Origin of the sequence: Rossellomorea sp. LJF3 (assembly GCF_037046045.1) — a bacterium.
GTDB lineage: Bacteria > Bacillota > Bacilli > Bacillales > Bacillaceae_B > Rossellomorea.
Window position 1 is genome coordinate 118,463 of record NZ_JBANLY010000010.1, and the last position, 16,847, is coordinate 135,309.

At 43.8% G+C, this 16,847-nt stretch carries 18 protein-coding genes; 8 read left to right on the plus strand and 10 right to left on the minus strand.

Going from position 1 to position 16,847, the window contains the following annotated elements; translation table 11 throughout:
* Window positions 1-91 precede the first annotated feature (91 nt).
* Window positions 92-895 carry an RDD family protein gene (locus tag V8G47_RS11730; protein ID WP_336200272.1) on the plus strand — a complete coding sequence of 268 codons (804 nt, stop codon included), beginning with the start codon at window positions 92-94 and terminating at the stop codon, window positions 893-895.
* Window positions 896-1,177: 282 nt separating this feature from the next.
* On the plus strand, window positions 1,178-3,139 hold the full coding sequence (locus V8G47_RS11735) for a phospholipase D-like domain-containing protein (RefSeq protein WP_336200273.1): 1,962 nt from the start codon (window positions 1,178-1,180) through the stop codon (window positions 3,137-3,139).
* Window positions 3,140-3,189: 50 nt separating this feature from the next.
* Here V8G47_RS11735 and V8G47_RS11740 read toward each other — a convergent pair whose 3' ends face one another.
* Complete coding sequence (locus V8G47_RS11740; protein WP_079530780.1) at window positions 3,190-3,477, minus strand: hypothetical protein; 288 nt, start codon at window positions 3,475-3,477, stop codon at window positions 3,190-3,192.
* A gap of 251 nt (window positions 3,478-3,728) precedes the next feature.
* Window positions 3,729-4,529: a VLRF1 family aeRF1-type release factor gene (locus V8G47_RS11745; protein ID WP_336200274.1), complete on the minus strand. Its 801-nt coding sequence runs from the start codon at window positions 4,527-4,529 to the stop codon at window positions 3,729-3,731.
* 217 nt (window positions 4,530-4,746) lie between these two features.
* Here V8G47_RS11745 and V8G47_RS11750 point away from each other — a divergent pair, with 217 nt between their 5' ends.
* Window positions 4,747-4,980, plus strand: coding sequence for a hypothetical protein (locus tag V8G47_RS11750; protein ID WP_336200275.1), 234 nt, complete (start codon window positions 4,747-4,749; stop codon window positions 4,978-4,980).
* Window positions 4,981-5,207: 227 nt separating this feature from the next.
* Here V8G47_RS11750 and aldA read toward each other — a convergent pair whose 3' ends face one another.
* Complete coding sequence (gene aldA / locus V8G47_RS11755; RefSeq protein WP_336200276.1) at window positions 5,208-6,656, minus strand: aldehyde dehydrogenase; 1,449 nt, start codon at window positions 6,654-6,656, stop codon at window positions 5,208-5,210.
* A 176-nt stretch (window positions 6,657-6,832) separates the two neighbouring features.
* Window positions 6,833-7,855, minus strand: a complete 1,023-nt coding sequence (locus V8G47_RS11760; RefSeq protein ID WP_336200277.1) for an NADP-dependent oxidoreductase — start codon at window positions 7,853-7,855, stop codon at window positions 6,833-6,835.
* A 109-nt stretch (window positions 7,856-7,964) separates the two neighbouring features.
* On the opposite strand from V8G47_RS11760, the gene V8G47_RS11765 reads away from it, so the two are divergent.
* Window positions 7,965-8,876 (plus strand): phosphotransferase, encoded by a 912-nt coding sequence (locus tag V8G47_RS11765; protein ID WP_336200278.1) that lies wholly within the window; start codon window positions 7,965-7,967, stop codon window positions 8,874-8,876.
* 40 nt (window positions 8,877-8,916) lie between these two features.
* On the opposite strand, the gene V8G47_RS11770 is transcribed toward V8G47_RS11765, so the two are convergent.
* Complete coding sequence (locus V8G47_RS11770) at window positions 8,917-9,420, minus strand: peroxiredoxin family protein (protein ID WP_336200293.1); 504 nt, start codon at window positions 9,418-9,420, stop codon at window positions 8,917-8,919.
* 170 nt (window positions 9,421-9,590) lie between these two features.
* Here V8G47_RS11770 and V8G47_RS11775 point away from each other — a divergent pair, with 170 nt between their 5' ends.
* Window positions 9,591-9,905 (plus strand): phospholipase, encoded by a 315-nt coding sequence (locus tag V8G47_RS11775; protein ID WP_336200279.1) that lies wholly within the window; start codon window positions 9,591-9,593, stop codon window positions 9,903-9,905.
* Window positions 9,906-10,256: 351 nt separating this feature from the next.
* The gene (locus tag V8G47_RS11780) at window positions 10,257-11,351 is read left to right on the plus strand and encodes an acyltransferase (protein ID WP_336200280.1); all 1,095 of its coding nucleotides are present in this window, start codon (window positions 10,257-10,259) and stop codon (window positions 11,349-11,351) included.
* A gap of 53 nt (window positions 11,352-11,404) precedes the next feature.
* Here the strand turns inward: V8G47_RS11780 and V8G47_RS11785 are convergent, their stop codons facing one another.
* Together V8G47_RS11785 and V8G47_RS11790 are read right to left on the minus strand one after the other, a co-directional pair.
* Entirely contained in the window at window positions 11,405-11,848 is a 444-nt protein-coding gene (locus tag V8G47_RS11785; protein WP_336200281.1) for a GNAT family N-acetyltransferase, read from the minus strand.
* A gap of 332 nt (window positions 11,849-12,180) precedes the next feature.
* On the minus strand, window positions 12,181-12,633 hold the full coding sequence (locus V8G47_RS11790) for a DUF2269 family protein (RefSeq protein WP_336200282.1): 453 nt from the start codon (window positions 12,631-12,633) through the stop codon (window positions 12,181-12,183).
* Between the two features lie 102 nt (window positions 12,634-12,735).
* Between V8G47_RS11790 and V8G47_RS11795 the strand changes: the two genes are divergently transcribed.
* Window positions 12,736-13,458 (plus strand): 5-formyltetrahydrofolate cyclo-ligase, encoded by a 723-nt coding sequence (locus V8G47_RS11795; protein WP_336200283.1) that lies wholly within the window; start codon window positions 12,736-12,738, stop codon window positions 13,456-13,458.
* Between the two features lie 400 nt (window positions 13,459-13,858).
* Here the strand turns inward: V8G47_RS11795 and V8G47_RS11800 are convergent, their stop codons facing one another.
* From V8G47_RS11800 to V8G47_RS11810, 3 genes are all read right to left on the minus strand, one after another.
* A complete protein-coding gene (locus tag V8G47_RS11800; protein ID WP_336200284.1) occupies window positions 13,859-14,416 on the minus strand; it encodes a beta-class carbonic anhydrase in 558 nt (185 codons plus the stop codon).
* A gap of 23 nt (window positions 14,417-14,439) precedes the next feature.
* Window positions 14,440-14,937, minus strand: coding sequence for a hypothetical protein (locus V8G47_RS11805; RefSeq protein WP_336200285.1), 498 nt, complete (start codon window positions 14,935-14,937; stop codon window positions 14,440-14,442).
* 110 nt (window positions 14,938-15,047) lie between these two features.
* Window positions 15,048-15,698, minus strand: coding sequence for a cobalamin B12-binding domain-containing protein (locus V8G47_RS11810; RefSeq protein WP_336200286.1), 651 nt, complete (start codon window positions 15,696-15,698; stop codon window positions 15,048-15,050).
* Between the two features lie 346 nt (window positions 15,699-16,044).
* On the opposite strand from V8G47_RS11810, the gene queF reads away from it, so the two are divergent.
* Window positions 16,045-16,542 (plus strand): preQ(1) synthase, encoded by a 498-nt coding sequence (gene queF / locus V8G47_RS11815; RefSeq protein ID WP_336200287.1) that lies wholly within the window; start codon window positions 16,045-16,047, stop codon window positions 16,540-16,542.
* Window positions 16,543-16,847: the final 305 nt, after the last annotated feature.

Consider the following 16,847-nt stretch of genomic DNA (forward strand, 5'->3'; position numbering starts at 1 on the left):
CGTTCATTGGATTTCTTATCTCTTATTATAGTAAGTTTAGAAAAAAATAGAAACTATTAAAGGTAAATTCAACCAAAAGGAGGGGATGGATATGCATGAAGAACAGGTCGATATCCGGACGCCCGAATATGTTTCCCTGAAATTTCAGCCGGCGGGACTTGGAAGCCGTGCCGCGGCTCTTATGATCGATCAAATCATCTTGACCATCGTGAATATTTTGATTGTGGTGCTCCTATTTTTCGCCCTCGCAGATGATAACCTGAAAATAAATATGTTCGATTTCAACTCGTTTTTCCTGGGGTTCTTCTTGATCACCATCTTCGTCATAAACTGGGGATATTTCTTCGCACTGGAGTACTTCTGGGGAGGAAAAACAGTGGGCAAACGAATGTTGGGCATCCGTGTGATACAGGAGAATGGACACAGTATTACACTCTTATCCTGCTTCATCCGTAATCTGATGAGAATCATCGACATGCTCCCAGTCTCCTATTTTCTCGGGATGATCATGATCTTCCTTCACTCCAAGCACAAACGGCTGGGTGACATCGTGGCAGGAACCATCGTCGTGCATGAACGGCGGGTCAAAGGAAAAAGAAAAGAGAAAGCCATCGAGAAAGAAATCCGACAGCGCGGGCTCAGGCAGGAAGACCTGTCAGTTGAAGAGTGGGCTCTGAAGCAGCTTGGTACGAAAGAATGGAACCTGGTCAGGACGTACGCGAATCGCTTCCTGCAGCTGCCCCTTTCAGAGCGAAATCATTTAAGCAAAAAATTGGCCGATATCCTGTTTCCGAAATTGGGGATGGATATGGATGGGATGACCTATGAAGAACTTGAAAACACCCTTCTTCTTCTGTACCTGGTAATGAGGGAGGACTGGGAAATTGAATTGTAAACAGCAGAGTCTGAAGAGGACTTTGCTGTTTTTTTATTGGGTCTTTGTACCTGAATGGGTTTCTTCCTTTAGTTTAAACGTTTGTTTCCAAATAGACCAAATATATTAGTAAATAAAGTAAAACTAGTAGGAATATAGTGATGACGATTTACACTGAATCTACAAAATTTACAAAATGGTTAGAAAAATCATGTCCATTCTCCCCTTACATTACAAAATGCGACAAAATATACTTGTACTGTAATCATTTTAATATCTTTGCATTCTGAAAGGGGAAAGGGCATGAGGACCAAAAAGGTATCATTATCGATCATCAGTATCCTGTTATTATTGACGGGAGGATTCATACAGCCACAGGGTGGGATGAATAAGAGCGTGGAAGCGGCCACCCAGTCAGCCGTCATCAATGAAGTGGCCTGGATGGGAACGACAGGTTCCTACAATAATGAATGGATGGAACTCCACAATCCGACTTCAACGGATATTGTCCTTGATGGTTGGACACTTGAAGCCGGGGACGGTTCACCGAGCATTGCTTTAAGCGGAACGGTTGGGGCACAGGATTATTTTTTGCTGGAAAGAACGAGCGACAGCACGATCTCAACTGTTACAGCTGATCAAGTATATACAGGAAGCCTTGGGAATTCCAATGAAACCCTGTATTTGAAAGATGCATCGGGTACCATCATCGATGAAGTGAACGGATGGTATGCCGGGGACAATACGACGAAAGCGACGATGTCGAGGATCGATCCGTCTGTCAGTGGGATCGTCACAACGAATTGGAGTACGGCAACCACTTCATACGAAGGTGGATTCGGGACACCTAAAGCGGCTAATGCAGCAGCACCGGCCGGTAATGGGAGTGAATCCCTTACGAATGTGAGCGAGGAGCTGGGGGCCATCAATGTCTATTTCAATAAAAGCGCCTCTACTCAATACGCCATGCCGGGTAATGAAGCAAACTACAATGTCAATCTCGAAGATCGATTATTAAAGCGATTGAATGCAGCGACAACGTCAATCGATTTCGCCACATATGAAATCAATCTGCCGCGGGTGGTGGATGCGTTAATGGAAAAAGCCGCTCAAGGCGTGGACGTGCGCATTCTGGCAGACGCAAAGGACGGAAGTGATCCCCACTATGCAGAACGCTATGAGACGATGCGACTAAACTTGGAAAAGCTTGTCCGAGGCAAAGATGGGGTAGTCGGGACAGGGGACGACGCCCATATTTTATCGGATTCTCCCATGTTTGTCGTAGAAGATGCAACGAAGCGTGGGGCCTATGGTTTACCAGCAAGCTTCAATGACTTTCCAAAGCGTAATGTGACAGTGGGAAGTACGGCGACTACAGGCTATATGTTTGTCGAAGGAGAACTGAAAGCCACGGACAGCTACTATTCTCCCGGTAATCAGATGCATAATAAATTTGCTGTGATCGATGGGCAATGGGTCTTCACCGGCAGCTGGAACTTTACCGTTACAGGACTTTATGGAACAGAAGAAAACATGGAGCAAGGAATCCTTGACGGAAATCAGCAGCATGTCGTAGAGGTCCATTCACCTGAGCTTGCCTCTATCTATAAAACAGAATTTGAAGAAATGTGGGGAAGCGGGACGACGACACCGGATAATACGGTTTCTAATTTCAGTACCCGCAAAATCGATAATACGCCTCATACCCTGACCATCGGTGGCGATAAAGTTGAAATTTATTTCTCTTCAGGGGATGACGCTGTTGGACGCATGAGGGACCTTGTGAAAACGGAAGCGGACGAAAATGCGTACTTCACCATTTTCGCCTGGAGCGATCAGGCATTGGTGGACGAATTGAAGAACAAATGGGAAGGAAGCTATGTGGATAATCAGGGGACACGGACTGGCTTTGACGTAAAAGGCGTGTTCGATCCAAGCTTCTGGAATCAATGGTGGTCAGCGAGCATCGAAATGACGGGAAGAACGGCCACCCAAACGAGTACGAATAACCCGAATACACGCTGGGCGAATCCTGCACCTGTCTACGCAGCCAATGAAAGTCGTAAGCTGCATGCCAAAACGATGCTCATCGATGCGGACACAAACAGTGATCCAACGGTCATTGTGGGGTCGACCAACTGGAGCGAAAACGGTAATAATGTGAATGATGAAAATATGCTCATCATCCATGACGATAGCATCACGAATCAATTCCTGCAGGAGTTCAATGCAAGATACGAGAATGCAGGCGGAATGCTTCAATAAATATAAAAAAAAGGATGGTCCTCATTTCGGGAACCATCCTTTTTACTTGTTCATTCCATCCCGGGGGCCTTCTGAATTTCAAAGATAAGGACAATTGCAGTGATTGCATGGGCAATCAATCGGATAATCGGGAAGAAGTTCAGAAAGGAAGCAAGAATTCCAAGGAGACTGCCAAGGATCGGCTGATCTTCCGACCTGGAAATGTACAATACGCTCGCATGCCACAGAGCTATTAGACAGAGGAGAAAAGGAATCGATTCTCCGGCGATATTACCAAAGATGGGGACAGCGAGAAATAATTCAATTGAAAAGGACAGCCATTTTATTCGTGAAAGCACGGACACACACCTCCTTATCTCAGTGTATGAGGGGGAGTGTGGTATGTGCCTGTTTTGAAGGATTTGTTTTTGATTCCCATTGAAGTGAGGGGGTGTCGAAATCTGTAGAATGGCAGATATAACGTGGATTAGGCAGATAATAACAAAGAAAGGCAGATAAACCTGAAAATTGGCATGTAAATCTCGAAAACGGCAGATATCCCTCTCCCGCAAAAATCCACCGCCCGGATAAAGGACGGTGGACACTAAGGTTATGCCAGTATTTTCTCCACAACTTTATGCTCATTCTCATTCAATAAGTTTTTTCCGATGGTTTCATGAACTTCTTTATTCATGCTCTCTTCCAATACGGCGGCTTCTTCCTTGTCCCCGACGAGAATGATTCGTTCCCATTTTTCATCGGCTGCTTTTTTGTCGAGGATGCTGCCGAGACTTTTCCACCATCGCTGTTGATTGGCTTTCAAGCGGTTTTCGTATTCCTCCTGCTGGTTGGCTTTTCCCCCGCCGCTTCCCATGCTGACATCTGCATGATGCGGTCCTTCATGCTTACGCCAGTCATCGGTTTCCAGATCGAATTCCATGAACTCGCTGGATTGAATTTCCCCGAACGCAGAAGTGAGAATTTTGATTTGATTTTGTTGAAGAAGCACTAGACCCGTATAAGGATGCTCTTTGTGGAGAGTCTTCAATTGGTCAAGATGAGGATTCTCCTCCCAGTAGAAATTCGTTTCCACAGGCACCTGAATTTCAAACGTTTCCCAGATCCCACTATCCGCTGAAGCGAAAATGATGAAACTCCGTGGAAGCTCTCGTTCCAGGCTATGAACGTAGTTTTCCACTTTCGGACGGATGGTTTGGAGCCTTTCTTTTTCTTCCGGTGCGCTTTCAAGATATTCTTCGAGTCGGTTGAACCCATTCTTGAGGGCGATCTTCCACTCACCACCCTGCTGGTCAGGATCGCTGCGGTCGGTATTCAAATAGATTGTCAATAACTTGTCCGGCTTCTGCAAGTATAAATTTTCCAACACACTTATGGTTTTCCTTAAAGACATGGAACTCCTCCTTATCGAATCGTTACTTTTCATATAAACGGTGGAGGAGGTGTTTAAACATAATTTTGTAAAAAAAGGGAATTCGATCGTGGTCAGTGAGTAAAAAGCTGCAATGTTCCTCAATCCATTTTTTCTCCAAGAAATCAGATAAATCATGTTTTATGTTCTTTACACCGGGTAAATATGTACTAAATAACAATCGACGGGAGAGAATAACATGAGCTATATTAACCAGGGAAGAGAGCGCATTCAATTTGATCGGCAAGGCAAGACAAAAGATTTACATATTCTGGAGTGTACGCGTTGCTCGAATGAGTTCCGTTCGACAATGAATGTAAATCAGATAGAGTGCTCGAACTGCTCTACATCGACCAATCCTAAAATGGACCTGTCCCTCTTTAAAGTCATCGGTTTCATTGAAAATCTTCAAGGGAGTGAAGTGCGTTGCTAAGTAAAGATAAAATGGCTGATTTAAAAATGGATTTTAACGATATTCTTTGGATGAGTTCCGGTGTTGCTATCATTCTATTATTAATTGCGTTAGCGAATTTCTTTATTATCTCTTAAGTGTTTCATATACTGTTTATTAAAAAGTCCTGAATTGCAGGGCTTTTTTTGTTGGGGAAATGTATCATAATAAAAAGCCTGACCCAGGATAAGGTCAGGCTTTTCGTTCTGTTAACCCTTGTAGTTTTCATCATACTCGAGATAGACAACATGTGTTTCAAGGTACTCATTCAGGCCGTGTTTCCCGTCTGCTCCACCGATTCCAGATTGACCACGACCGGCATGGAATCCATTGATGGCTTCGAAGTTTTCACGGTTGACGAAGGTTTCCCCGTATCGAAGCTCGTTTGCGGCTCTCATGATCTCATGCAGGTTCTCGCTGAAAATCGAAGACGAAAGACCATACTCCGTATCATTGGCAAGCTCGATCACTTCATCAAAATCCTTGTACGTCATGATCGGCAATACCGGTCCGAAGATTTCTTCCTGGATGATGTCCATGTCCTGCTTCACATCGACAAGGATGGTAGGTTCATAATAAAAGCCTTTTTCCACGTTAACCGGTTTCCCGCCCGTAAGAACTCTGGCTCCGTTTTCGACAGCGGTGTTGACCATTTCCGTCACGGTCTCGAGGCGGTCTTTATTGACGAGTGGCCCGATATCGTTATCACGATTTGTCGGATCTCCGACGGTTGTATTCTTCATTGCGTCGGTCATCTTTTGGATGAATTCTTCAGCCACATCCTCATGCACATAGACGCGTTCCGCGTTCGTACACGCCTGGCCGGAGTTTGTGATCCTGGACGTTTTGATCTTTTCGACGGCAAGGTCAATATTGGCATGCTTGGTGACGATAGCCGGTGCTTTCCCGCCCAGCTCCAGGTTTACTTTTGTAATGGATTTGGATGCTGCCTCCATTACTTTTGAACCTGCCGGGTAGCTTCCTGTCATGGACACCATTCGTACTTTGGGGTGGCTGGACATTGGGTTCCCGATATCCGAACCTTTTCCTGTCACCAGATTGAAGACCCCTTTAGGCAGCTTCACTTCATCTATGATTTTAGCAAACTCACACGCAGTATTCGGTGTGTACTGGCTTGGTTTCAGAACGATTGTACATCCTGTCACAAGTGCAGGTGCCACTTTTCTGGCCAAGATGAACATCGGGAAGTTCCATGGAACGATACCCGAGACGACACCGATCGGCTTCTTATAGACGAGTATGTTCTCGTTCGAACGCTCACTCTCAAGGATCTCTCCTTCGTAGCGAAGTGCCCAGCCTGCCATGTAGCGGAAATACTCGATGGCAAGATCGACTTCTCCCTCGGAAGCTGCAAGGGTCTTCCCGTTTTCATCTGTCAGCATCTGAACGAATTGATCCCGGCGCTCCTCCAGCTTATCAGCAATTTTATATAAATATGAAGCCCGTTCCTTGGAAGGAACCTTGCTCCACGAAAGGAAAGCCGTATGGGCAACATCCACTGCGTGGTTCACATCGTCTTCCGTACCAAGAGGAATAGATGAAATCGTCTCCTCATTCGCCGGATTGATCACATCCCACGTCTCCTTCGACGTACTATCAACAAACTCACCATTCACATACATCTGGTACTTCTCCACTATATTTCCTCCTCTAAGAACTGTTTTCTCACATATCTCTTTCTTTTCCCGTCCAATGGGGAGGAGTAAACATTGGGATGTGCAAAAGAAGAGGGACGGACACCCTTCACACGTACCTGAATGTTGTTGTATCAGGGTTTTGGGTGTGAATATGGAGGTCCGTCCCTCAAAAGGGCTTATTTAGATGGGTCGGCGATTTTGACGAGTTGTTTGCCGATGTTTTTTCCTTGGAAGAGTCCGAGGAAGGCGTCGGTTACGTTGTCGAGGCCTTCTGTGATGGTTTCTTCGTATTGAAGTTTTCCTTGTGAAAGCCACTGGCCTAGCTCTGTTGCGCCTTCTTTGAAGCGGTCGTTGTAGTCATTGACGACAAAGCCTTTCATGAGTGCGCTTGATTTGATCAATCTTGATTGTACACGTGGTCCAAGGTCACGATCTGTTTTGTTATAAGAAGAAATAGCCCCACACACTGGTATACGTGCATGTTTATTTAGTAAACTAAGGGCAGCGTCACCGATTTCACCACCGACATTTTCAAAGTACACGTCGATGCCGTTTGGACATGCTTCTTTTAACGTTTTATAGATGTTGTCTGTTGTTTTATAGTTGATTCCTTCGTCAAATCCGAGAGTATCTGTCAGGTAGCTGACTTTTTCATCAGATCCTGCAATCCCGACGACACGGGCACCTTGGATCTTCGCAATTTGCCCGACGACTGAGCCGACTGCACCTGCAGCACCGGACACGACGACGGTTTCTCCTTCTTTCGGCTGACCGATGTCCATGAGTCCGAAATACGCTGTAAGTCCTGTCATTCCAAGGATGCTTAAGTATGTGGAAATCGGTGCCACATCCGGATCAATGGTGCGGACCTCTTTCTCTTTCGCAACGGAATATTCCTGCCAAGGAAGCATGCCGACTACGAAGTCCCCTTTTTGGAAGTGTGCAGATTTTGATTCCACGATCTCTCCTACCACTCCGCCGGCCAATGCCTCGTTTAGCTTGAAAGGCTCAACATATGATTTGGCATCAGACATTCTCCCGCGCATATAAGGGTCTACGGAAAGGTAAATCGTCTTGACAAGCACTTCCCCATTTGAAGGCTGAGGCACATCGATTTCTTTATAAAGGAAATCTTCTTTTACAGGCATTCCTTCAGGACGGGAGACTAATTGAATTTGTTGTTGTTTTTCAGGTAACATAACAATTCCTCCTTGATATTTGGCTATGATCATATTTTCCGATTAATTGAAACTTATCACAATCAGTTTAGATTCTACAAAGAATAACACTTGAGAAAGGTGTGGTAATGTGGCGCATCTTTGGGATGCAGAAGTAGCTGTCACCACTTGTCAGGCAAAAAAGCTGATCGAGTCCCAGTTTCCGGATTTGATCCCTGCTGACATCAAAATCATGGATTATGGTTTTGACAATACGGTCATGAACGTAAACAACGATTGGGTATTCCGGTTTCCGAGGAGAGAGATCGCTGTAAGGCTTTTGGAAACGGAAGGAAAGCTATTGCCACTCATTGAAGAGAGTAGCCTGGGCCTTCAGATTCCGGTTCCGATTTATTATGGCAAGCCTTCGTCTCAGTACAAATGGCCATTTCTCGGTTATCGTTTTGTGGATGGCACCATTCCGTCACAGGCAGCCTCTGTTGAGAGAGAGGGTGAGTCTGCCATTGCATTGGCCCGGTTTCTTAAAAAGCTTCACGGTACGAGTGTGGAGGAAGCAGGAAAACGAGGGGTTCCTTATGACGAGCTGTCTCGGTTGGATGTTGAAAAGCGGCATCCCGTATTGGAAAAAAACAAAGAAGAGATCAAGGATCTCAATTTATTTCATCAAATGGATAAATTAGAGAAGTATCTTCATAATCTACCAAGTAAGTCTTTGCCTGAAGAAACCATATTGGTACATGGTGACCTTCACTTTAAAAACATTGTGGTGGACGATGGGGGCGTCCTGTCAGGGATCCTGGATTGGGGGGATGTCCATCTTGGTCACCGTGCCATTGATTTAAACCTAATCTACAGCTTTCTCACTCCTAAAGGGAGGATTCAATTTTTAAAAGAGTATGGAGAGGTTGGGGAGGAAGAATTGGACTACGCCCGATTCAAAGCGGTTTATACGAACGTGGTGTTACTTCTTTACGGCTACCATGAAAGGCAGCCTCATACAGTGATGGAAGCCCGGAACAGCCTGGAGCGTGCCCTGACATGAAAAAGCCGGATTGACTCCTCCGTCAACCCGGCTTTGTTTCTTACTTCACATTCTTTTGGATATATTTCACGATTTTACGAAGTTCATTGGCATGTGGACGCCCGAATGGACTCGTTTGACGTTGTTGATACATGGCTTGTCCTTTTTCGTTCACAAGGAAATAGGCCGGTTCTCCATGCTGTCCGTGATCTTCATAAGGGGCATCCTCGCCATGATAGAAGACATCATAGGCTTTGATCGCCTCTAATTTTTCGTCGGCCAGAACAGGGAAAGTCAGATCTTCTTTATTGGCGAACTCCTGTAAATCGGCCATCTTATCACTTGAAATCGTCAATAAGTGAACATTATGTTTCTCGAAATCCTCTTTGTTCGCTTGAAGCTCCCTTAACTCTTCCTGACATACCGGACACCATGATCCGCGGAAGAACACGATGAGATGCCAGCTTTGGTGTTCCTTCTGATGATCCTCAAACGAGAAGGTTTCACCAGAAACTGCGGGTAGCGTGAAATTTGGTACCTTATCTTTTAATTGAAAAGCCATTATTCATTCCTCCTAAGTGTTTTCTTACTTGTCAAATAGGCGTTAGGACAAACCCGACCTCTTGCGATCACATACAGTATAGTATTGTAATTTTCTTTCATAAGGTGAATTTCCCTTTTGGTGAGAAATAAAACGTACAAATGTGCAGATCGTGAATGGAGAGGAAGAATACGATGAGAAATAACGACAGACCGAAACTATGTATTTTCCCTGAATACAAGTGGTGCGGCCCGGAATGCAGCGGACCGGGGGCACCCGTCAATTCGGTGGACGCCGCCTGCAAAGCCCATGACCTTTGCTATGACCGGTATGGCCCGACATGTGAGTGTGATCGGATGTTCATGAAGAAATTGGAGGGCGAAATCGACCCGCATACACGGAAGGGAAGGCATGCTTTCCTCTTTTATCAATACATGCAGCTGCAGACGAAGATGAAATGCCAGGGGAGTCGATGTGTGAGGGGCCGGTGCAGGGGGTCTTGGATATAAGATGGACTGCTTGAATTGTTCAAGCGGTCTTTTTATTAGGGTAAATAATGCTTTGTATCCATTTATCTCCTCTAATTCAATTAAGTTGATGTTGATATTGGTCGCTATTTGTTGAAAAATGTCTAATATAACTTATAAGTCATTGTACTTATTTTTATGAATGTGAAAATATAGCAATTCTTATTTAATTAGGTATTATCCTGCTTCAGACGATTTCTTAAGCGGTTGGTGGGATGAAAGTATCCGAAATGAATTTAGAACTAAAGTTGCTTTTTAAGTTCGCTCAGGGATTTTCATGCTTGATTCTATTACAATTACCTATGATATCGACAGAAAGAAAGGAGAGAGACCGTGTCAACAAAAAAGAAGAAATATCTTTTTGAAATACATTTTTTAAGAGCATTTGCTTGTTTAGCTGTATTGGGAGTCCACGTATCAGCTACTTATTACTCAATGAATGATAATACGTTTAATTGGTTTTCATACTTTCTAAACCAAGTAGGACGTTTTGGAACGCCTATATTTGTTGTGATAGCCGGGTTTCTCTTATTCTATCAAGTAAAAAGAAACACGTATTCCTTTAGTAAATTTGTTACTTCCAGAATATCCAAAATTATTATGCCATTAATATTATGGAGCTTGGTTTATCGTTTCTTACTCTACTATTTTGATAACCAACAGATTGGAGCAATAAAAACGGAGATTGTAAAGATCTTTACAGGCGGTCACTTCTATCATCTATATTTTATTGCCATCATTGTTCAATTTTATTTTATCTTTCCTATTCTGCAAAAAGTTTTCAGAACTAAAACGGGATTGGTTGTTTTAACCGTTATCTCCTTCTTTATCAGTTATCAAATGATAGGTTTTGATCCCGGAATTGATGGATTCATCGGCAACTTTATGGCAAGTAAATCGTTCATGCCTTTATGGATTTTCTATTTTTCATTCGGTGGGTTGTTGGCATTCTTCTGGGAAGATATCAGAGATTTTGCAACTGACTTCCCCTGGACGATGTTAACCTTGACATTACTCCTCACGGCAGGAGCAATAATAGAGTATACAATCAATGGAGACCTTACCAATAGGAGACCAAGTAATTTATTCAATATACCTCTATTAAGTATTGCGACTATTGGGATGTATCCTTTACTTTCTAAGTGGAGTGTTTTGAAAAAGCCTCTGACGTTATTAGGAAAGTATTCAATGGGGATTTATCTGGTCCATCCCTTTGTTCTTCACTTGATGAAATTTTATTTACCTTCTTCGACGTGGAAGATGGTGTATCTGCCACTAACATTTGTCGCAGTATTATTAATTTGTGTAGGGTTGATCCGTCTTATTCAGTACGTTCCATTGAGCAGTTATTTCATTCCTGTACCACGAATTAAAACACCACACAAAGAAAAAATGGGTAATATTTCATCTAAAGAAGCAACTGCATAGACGAAAGAACCGGGTTGGGTTTTGTTATCCCCCGGTTCTTTTTTGTTGATTTTTTAGCTCAGTGGAAGGGTATAATGATAAACCGCTTCTTCCTTTACATAACCATTCTTCTCATACAATGCCTGTGCCTGAACATTGTCCCGGTCAGTTTCCAGAATAAGCGACTTTGCACTGGTTTGCACCGCATGTTCCTTCGCAGCATCCAGTAACAGCTGGCCGGCACCAAGTCTGCGAACCTTTTTGGAAACATAAAGGTCATTCAGCTTCCAGATCCGTTCCATATAAACGGAGGAGAAAGAAGGGTACAGCTGGGTGAACCCTGCATATTCATCATCGTGAATGGCGACAAAGATCACTGATTCATCATGTGATAGTCGTTCTTCAAGATACTGCCTCGCTCCAAGGGAATCCGACTTCTGATGATAAAAAATGCGATAATCATTAAAAAGTTCCACAAGGCCTTCCAGGTCTGAAAGGCGAGCACGGATTACCTTCATCCAATTCCTCCTTCCATACACTATTTTATGAAGGATGGGGAAGAACATGACGGTGAGGTTCAGTTTGTCATGGTCAGGAGTGGTGATTAGACGAGTTTGGGGGGAGAATCAGACTGGACGGGAGGCTCAAAGAGGGATAAATTCGTCGTTTTTAAAAGTTATTGCGTCATTTTTTGGATAATTGCGTCATTTTAAAATTTATTGCGTCATTTTTTACAGAATTGCGTCATTTATAAGGGTTTATGCGTAAAAATACAAATAATGGTAAAAGTAAATTCAACGACTTTACATAAAAAAACCAGCCTGCAATATAAGCAGGCCGGAGACTCAGATTAAAACGGTTTGATGGACATTAAGATAATAAGAATAATAGCGGAACTATGTAGAATGATGTTGTATGGTTTTAATTCTGAGTTGATTTTCCCGTAAGATTCAGGGACATCTTCACCTTCGTGGCTGTGGATGATTTCGGCCATCTGCTTTACCTTTTTCGGCATGATACCGGCAACGATGAACTGGACACCGATATAAATCACGATGGAAGCAATGTACCAGCCGGTTTTGAATAGATATGGGTTGATGATACCCATAATCAGACCGGTAATGAGTAGTACAATACTGCCCACTTTTGCAAAGGTCTCGATTTTTTTACTGAGATCTAAAGAGAATTTCGCCTGATGTGACGTTTCAGGTGTTCTCATCACGACAGGCATCGAGAAGCTTGCGCCAAGGCCGGCGACCGCTGCAATCACATGGACCAGAACCAATAATCCATAAATCGACATGTTATTCACCTCCATATTAGGTAATTTTGAACAGATTTCATTGTATAGTAAAATAGTACCTGTTTCCAGTTTTTTTTTTTTGAAAAAAGGGGAGAAAAAAGTATGAGTGTGAAAGATGAAATCAGACATAAAGTATGGAGTGCGCTGACAGAAAAGAAATTGGGCCGGTTTCCTTTTCCATTAGTGGGAAGGATCCCGAATTTCAAAGGGGCGGAGAAAGCTGCATCATTTGTGCAGAATATGGACATCTATAAGACGGCGAGTGTGGTGAAAGTGAATCCCGATGCCCCTCAGCTGCCGCTCCGGACAGCAATTCTAAAGGACGGTAAAACGCTGCTTATTCCGACACCAAGATTGAAGGATGGATTTGTCATGATCAAGCCTGATTCTGTTCCAGCTGGAGAGGAAAGGAAGGCAGCGAGCATCAAGCATATGAATACATACGGGAAAGTGGTGCCTTTGACAGATATTCCAGGTATTGACCTCATCGTGGTTGGTTCCGTTGCCATTCACCCCGATGGAAGAAGGCTGGGAAAAGGGGAGGGGTACGCCGACCGGGAGTATGCCATCCTGCGGGAAATCGGAAACAAACCGGTGCCGGTCATCACTACGATAAACAGTGAACAGCTGGTAGGGGACGACATTCCAAGAGATTCCTATGACCTTGCAGTCGACTGGATCATCACAGAAGAAGGAATCACGGAAACCAACAGCCCCTATCCAAAACCAGAAGGCATCCAATGGGAACACGTAACCGAAGACGAAATGGAAAACATGCCGATCCTTAAGGAATTGAAGGGATTAAGAGGGGGGACGGACCTCTGATTTAATGTTAAAAAGCTTGATATGACAGTGTTTTTCACCTGAATGCTGCCGTTTTTCGAGGTCCGTCCCTCCAAGGGATATAAAAAAACCATGAAGGCGAATTCGCCTTCATGGTTTTTTAAGAAGTTATGCTTGTCGGGCCTGACCAAGCCGCCTCCGCCTTTCTACATGTCCAGCTCCGGCGGCTAGAGGCTCGAGGTCATAAGTCAAGTAACCCAAAAAGGCAAAGAGCGCCTTTCCGGGTTACTCGCCTTATGCTGTCGCCCCAGTGCCTTATTGTCCAGCTCCGGCGGCTAGAGGCTCGAGGTCATAAGCTAAATGGTCCAAGAAGGCCAAGAGCCGCCTTCTCGGCCCATTCATCTTATGCTTGTCGCCTCTGACCAAGCCGCCTCCGCCTTTCTTAGTACCCTTCGACTACCAAATCAAGTTTTCCGGTTTCAGGACTGATGACAAGGCCGTGAACAGGGATCTTTTTGTCCATCAATGGATGGTTCTTGATCATGTCGACGCTGTGGGCGACGCTTTCCTGTACGGAGCTGAAGCCTTTCAGCCAGTCGTGGAGATCGATTCCGGAGTAGTTGACGGTGTCGAGTGTTTCTTCCGAAATGCCGCGATCCTTCATTTTATCAAGGATACTGTCGCTGTTGATGGCGCTCATGCCGCAGTCGTGGTGACCGATGACAATAACTTCGTCCGCCTGCAGTTCGTAGACTGCCACGAGCAGGCTGCGCATGATGCTTCCGAATGGATGGCTTACAATGGCACCTGCATTTTTGACGACTTTTACATCTCCGTTTTTCATGTTCATGGATTTAGGGAGCAGCTCTACTAAACGAGTGTCCATACAGGTAAGAATCACTAAGCGTTTGTCCGGGAACTTGGTGGTCCGGTACTCTTCATACGATTGTTCTTCTACAAATTGCTGGTTGTACTCAAGTATGTTCGTTAATAAAGTCATATCGTCTCTCCTATTACGTATAGTTATTTCACATTTTGTTGAATGTGATGTTCTATCTCTTTTATTTTATCCATAACTTCTTGCCGATTCCAATCAGATGTATTGGAAAGCTTTAAAAAAAGAGAAGAAATTTTCGCCAGTGCTTCTGTGAGGTTCGGTTCTTTCCTCGAATAAGCGGGATTACCCATCAAGTCGAACAAGCCGTTCATCTGCTCGGAGACTTTTTTGTATTGATGATCCTTGGCAATAAGGACGACATGATAATACTGCTGAACATCTGAAAACTGAAAGGAGATATCGAATAGCTCAAAGGTATCGTTTTTCTTTAGATTCAGTTCCATTTCGCCTTTTGGATGTTTATGAATGATCCGGGCGAACTTTGGTGAACTTTCTTCTTCCACGATGGACATGAAATTTTCGCCGGGCATCAGGAAATCATAGCCGGTATTTGAAGCATCTATTAAGTTAAACTGCCTATCCAGCAATAGATATGGAATAGGGCATAAGTGTAGATTTTCCACATGATCACTCCTTAGAGAAAGGTTCCGGACGTCACTGCTGCGTCTCGCAAATCAAGACGAATGGTACGAATACCAGAACCTCATATTGCCGGCTGCAGGTGATTAAGGAGTTAGCCCTTCAAGGAAACAAGCCCGTTGGACATATCGGTGAGATACTTATTGAGTTCCAACAAGTCATGAAAGCTTGCCACCTTTGATTTTTCCAAGAAATCAAGAGAGTAGTGGGAGACGAGTCTGCCACCGACGAGAATGTCAATCTCCTGATGATGCGCTCTGATTTCTTCGATGCACTCTTTTAATCGGGTCAGTTCCGTCGTCATACCAATGGATATTCCAATGGCATGGGGTTTCCAGGCGCTAATGAAGGTTAACGCATCTTTGACAGGGACGTTGGCTCCCAAGTAACGGGTACTCCATTGCTTTTCTTTGAATACTTCGTTCGCGAGCTCCAGTCCCAAACTGTGATGTTCACCCTCAATACAAAATAAAAGAGCTTTAGGTTGGTTTTCTAAAGCTTCTTGATGGGTAAAAACAGTAGCAAGTAAATATTTAAGGGTTGCAGTAGCTAAATGTTCATCTGCAACGGTAATTTGATTTTTCTCCCATAGATCACCAATTCTATACATAGATGGTTTAATGATTTTCTCGTAAAAAGTAAAATTATCTATTTTTGAATCGATGGAAGACGAATGCAATTCCAGTAATGAATGCACGTCTCCTGCGAGAATAGACTTGGTGAAAGCCTTGACCAGCTGATTCATTCATCATCACTCCCAGCAAAAATACCAATTACTATATTCCATAGATAGAATCGAAATTCCTGCTGCAAATTTCAATCTATAATTGGATTGACTTTCCCAAAATTCTTATTTAATATAACCTCTGTAACACTAATTATCGCTCACGTACCTGAGAGAGGTTCATAGCATTAACCCTCTATAAAAAACTATGGTTCTATGAATCTAACAAGGGATTTTCTTAAACATGTTATCCTTTAAGCATAACAGGATATAACAATTTTTTCAATTTACCTGCCTGTTATGTCGATTCTTAGGCTAATGCTATGTCCTCCTTCATTCGAGGCACTCTGAAGGGGAGGATTTTTACATGTCAGGAAGAAAAGACGAAGATTTAACAGATTTATCATTATTAGGGAATCAAGGGACAAATTACTTGTTCGAGTATGCTCCGCACATCTTAGAAGCATTCGATAATAAGCATCCGAACCGGGATTATTTTGTGAAATTCAACTGTCCTGAATTCACCAGTCTCTGCCCGAAAACAGGTCAGCCGGATTTTGCCACCATCTATATCAGCTACATCCCTGGTGAAAAGATGGTGGAAAGTAAATCTCTCAAGCTCTATCTGTTCAGCTTCCGTAATCATGGTGATTTCCATGAAGACTGCATGAACATCATCATGAACGATCTCATCCAACTGATGGATCCCCGTTATATCGAAGTATGGGGGAAATTCACCCCGCGTGGAGGAATCAGCATCGATCCATACTGTAACTACGGAAAGCCAGGGACGAAATATGAAACGATGGCAGACCATCGCCTGATGAACCATGATTTGTATCCGGAGAAAATTGATAATCGATAAAGTGTAAAAACGATTCCTGAGTGGGATCGTTTTTTTTAATAGCTCTTTTCGCAAAGATTGTTGTTTTCTAACATAGGAACTACTGAGGCTCTGTCTATGTGTGTATGGATAGATGGGGAGGGGAACGGCTTCGCTTTCCGGCGGACGAACGGCCAAGCCTCCTCGCATTCGCTGCGGGGTCTTGTCTCGTCCGTTTTCCCGCAGGAGCTATTCCTGTGAGATGAGAATTCATCTATTGCATAAAAAAAGACCCTCCGTTATGATGCAGGTGCTAACCAATCGCTCATAACTAAGGAGGATCTTCA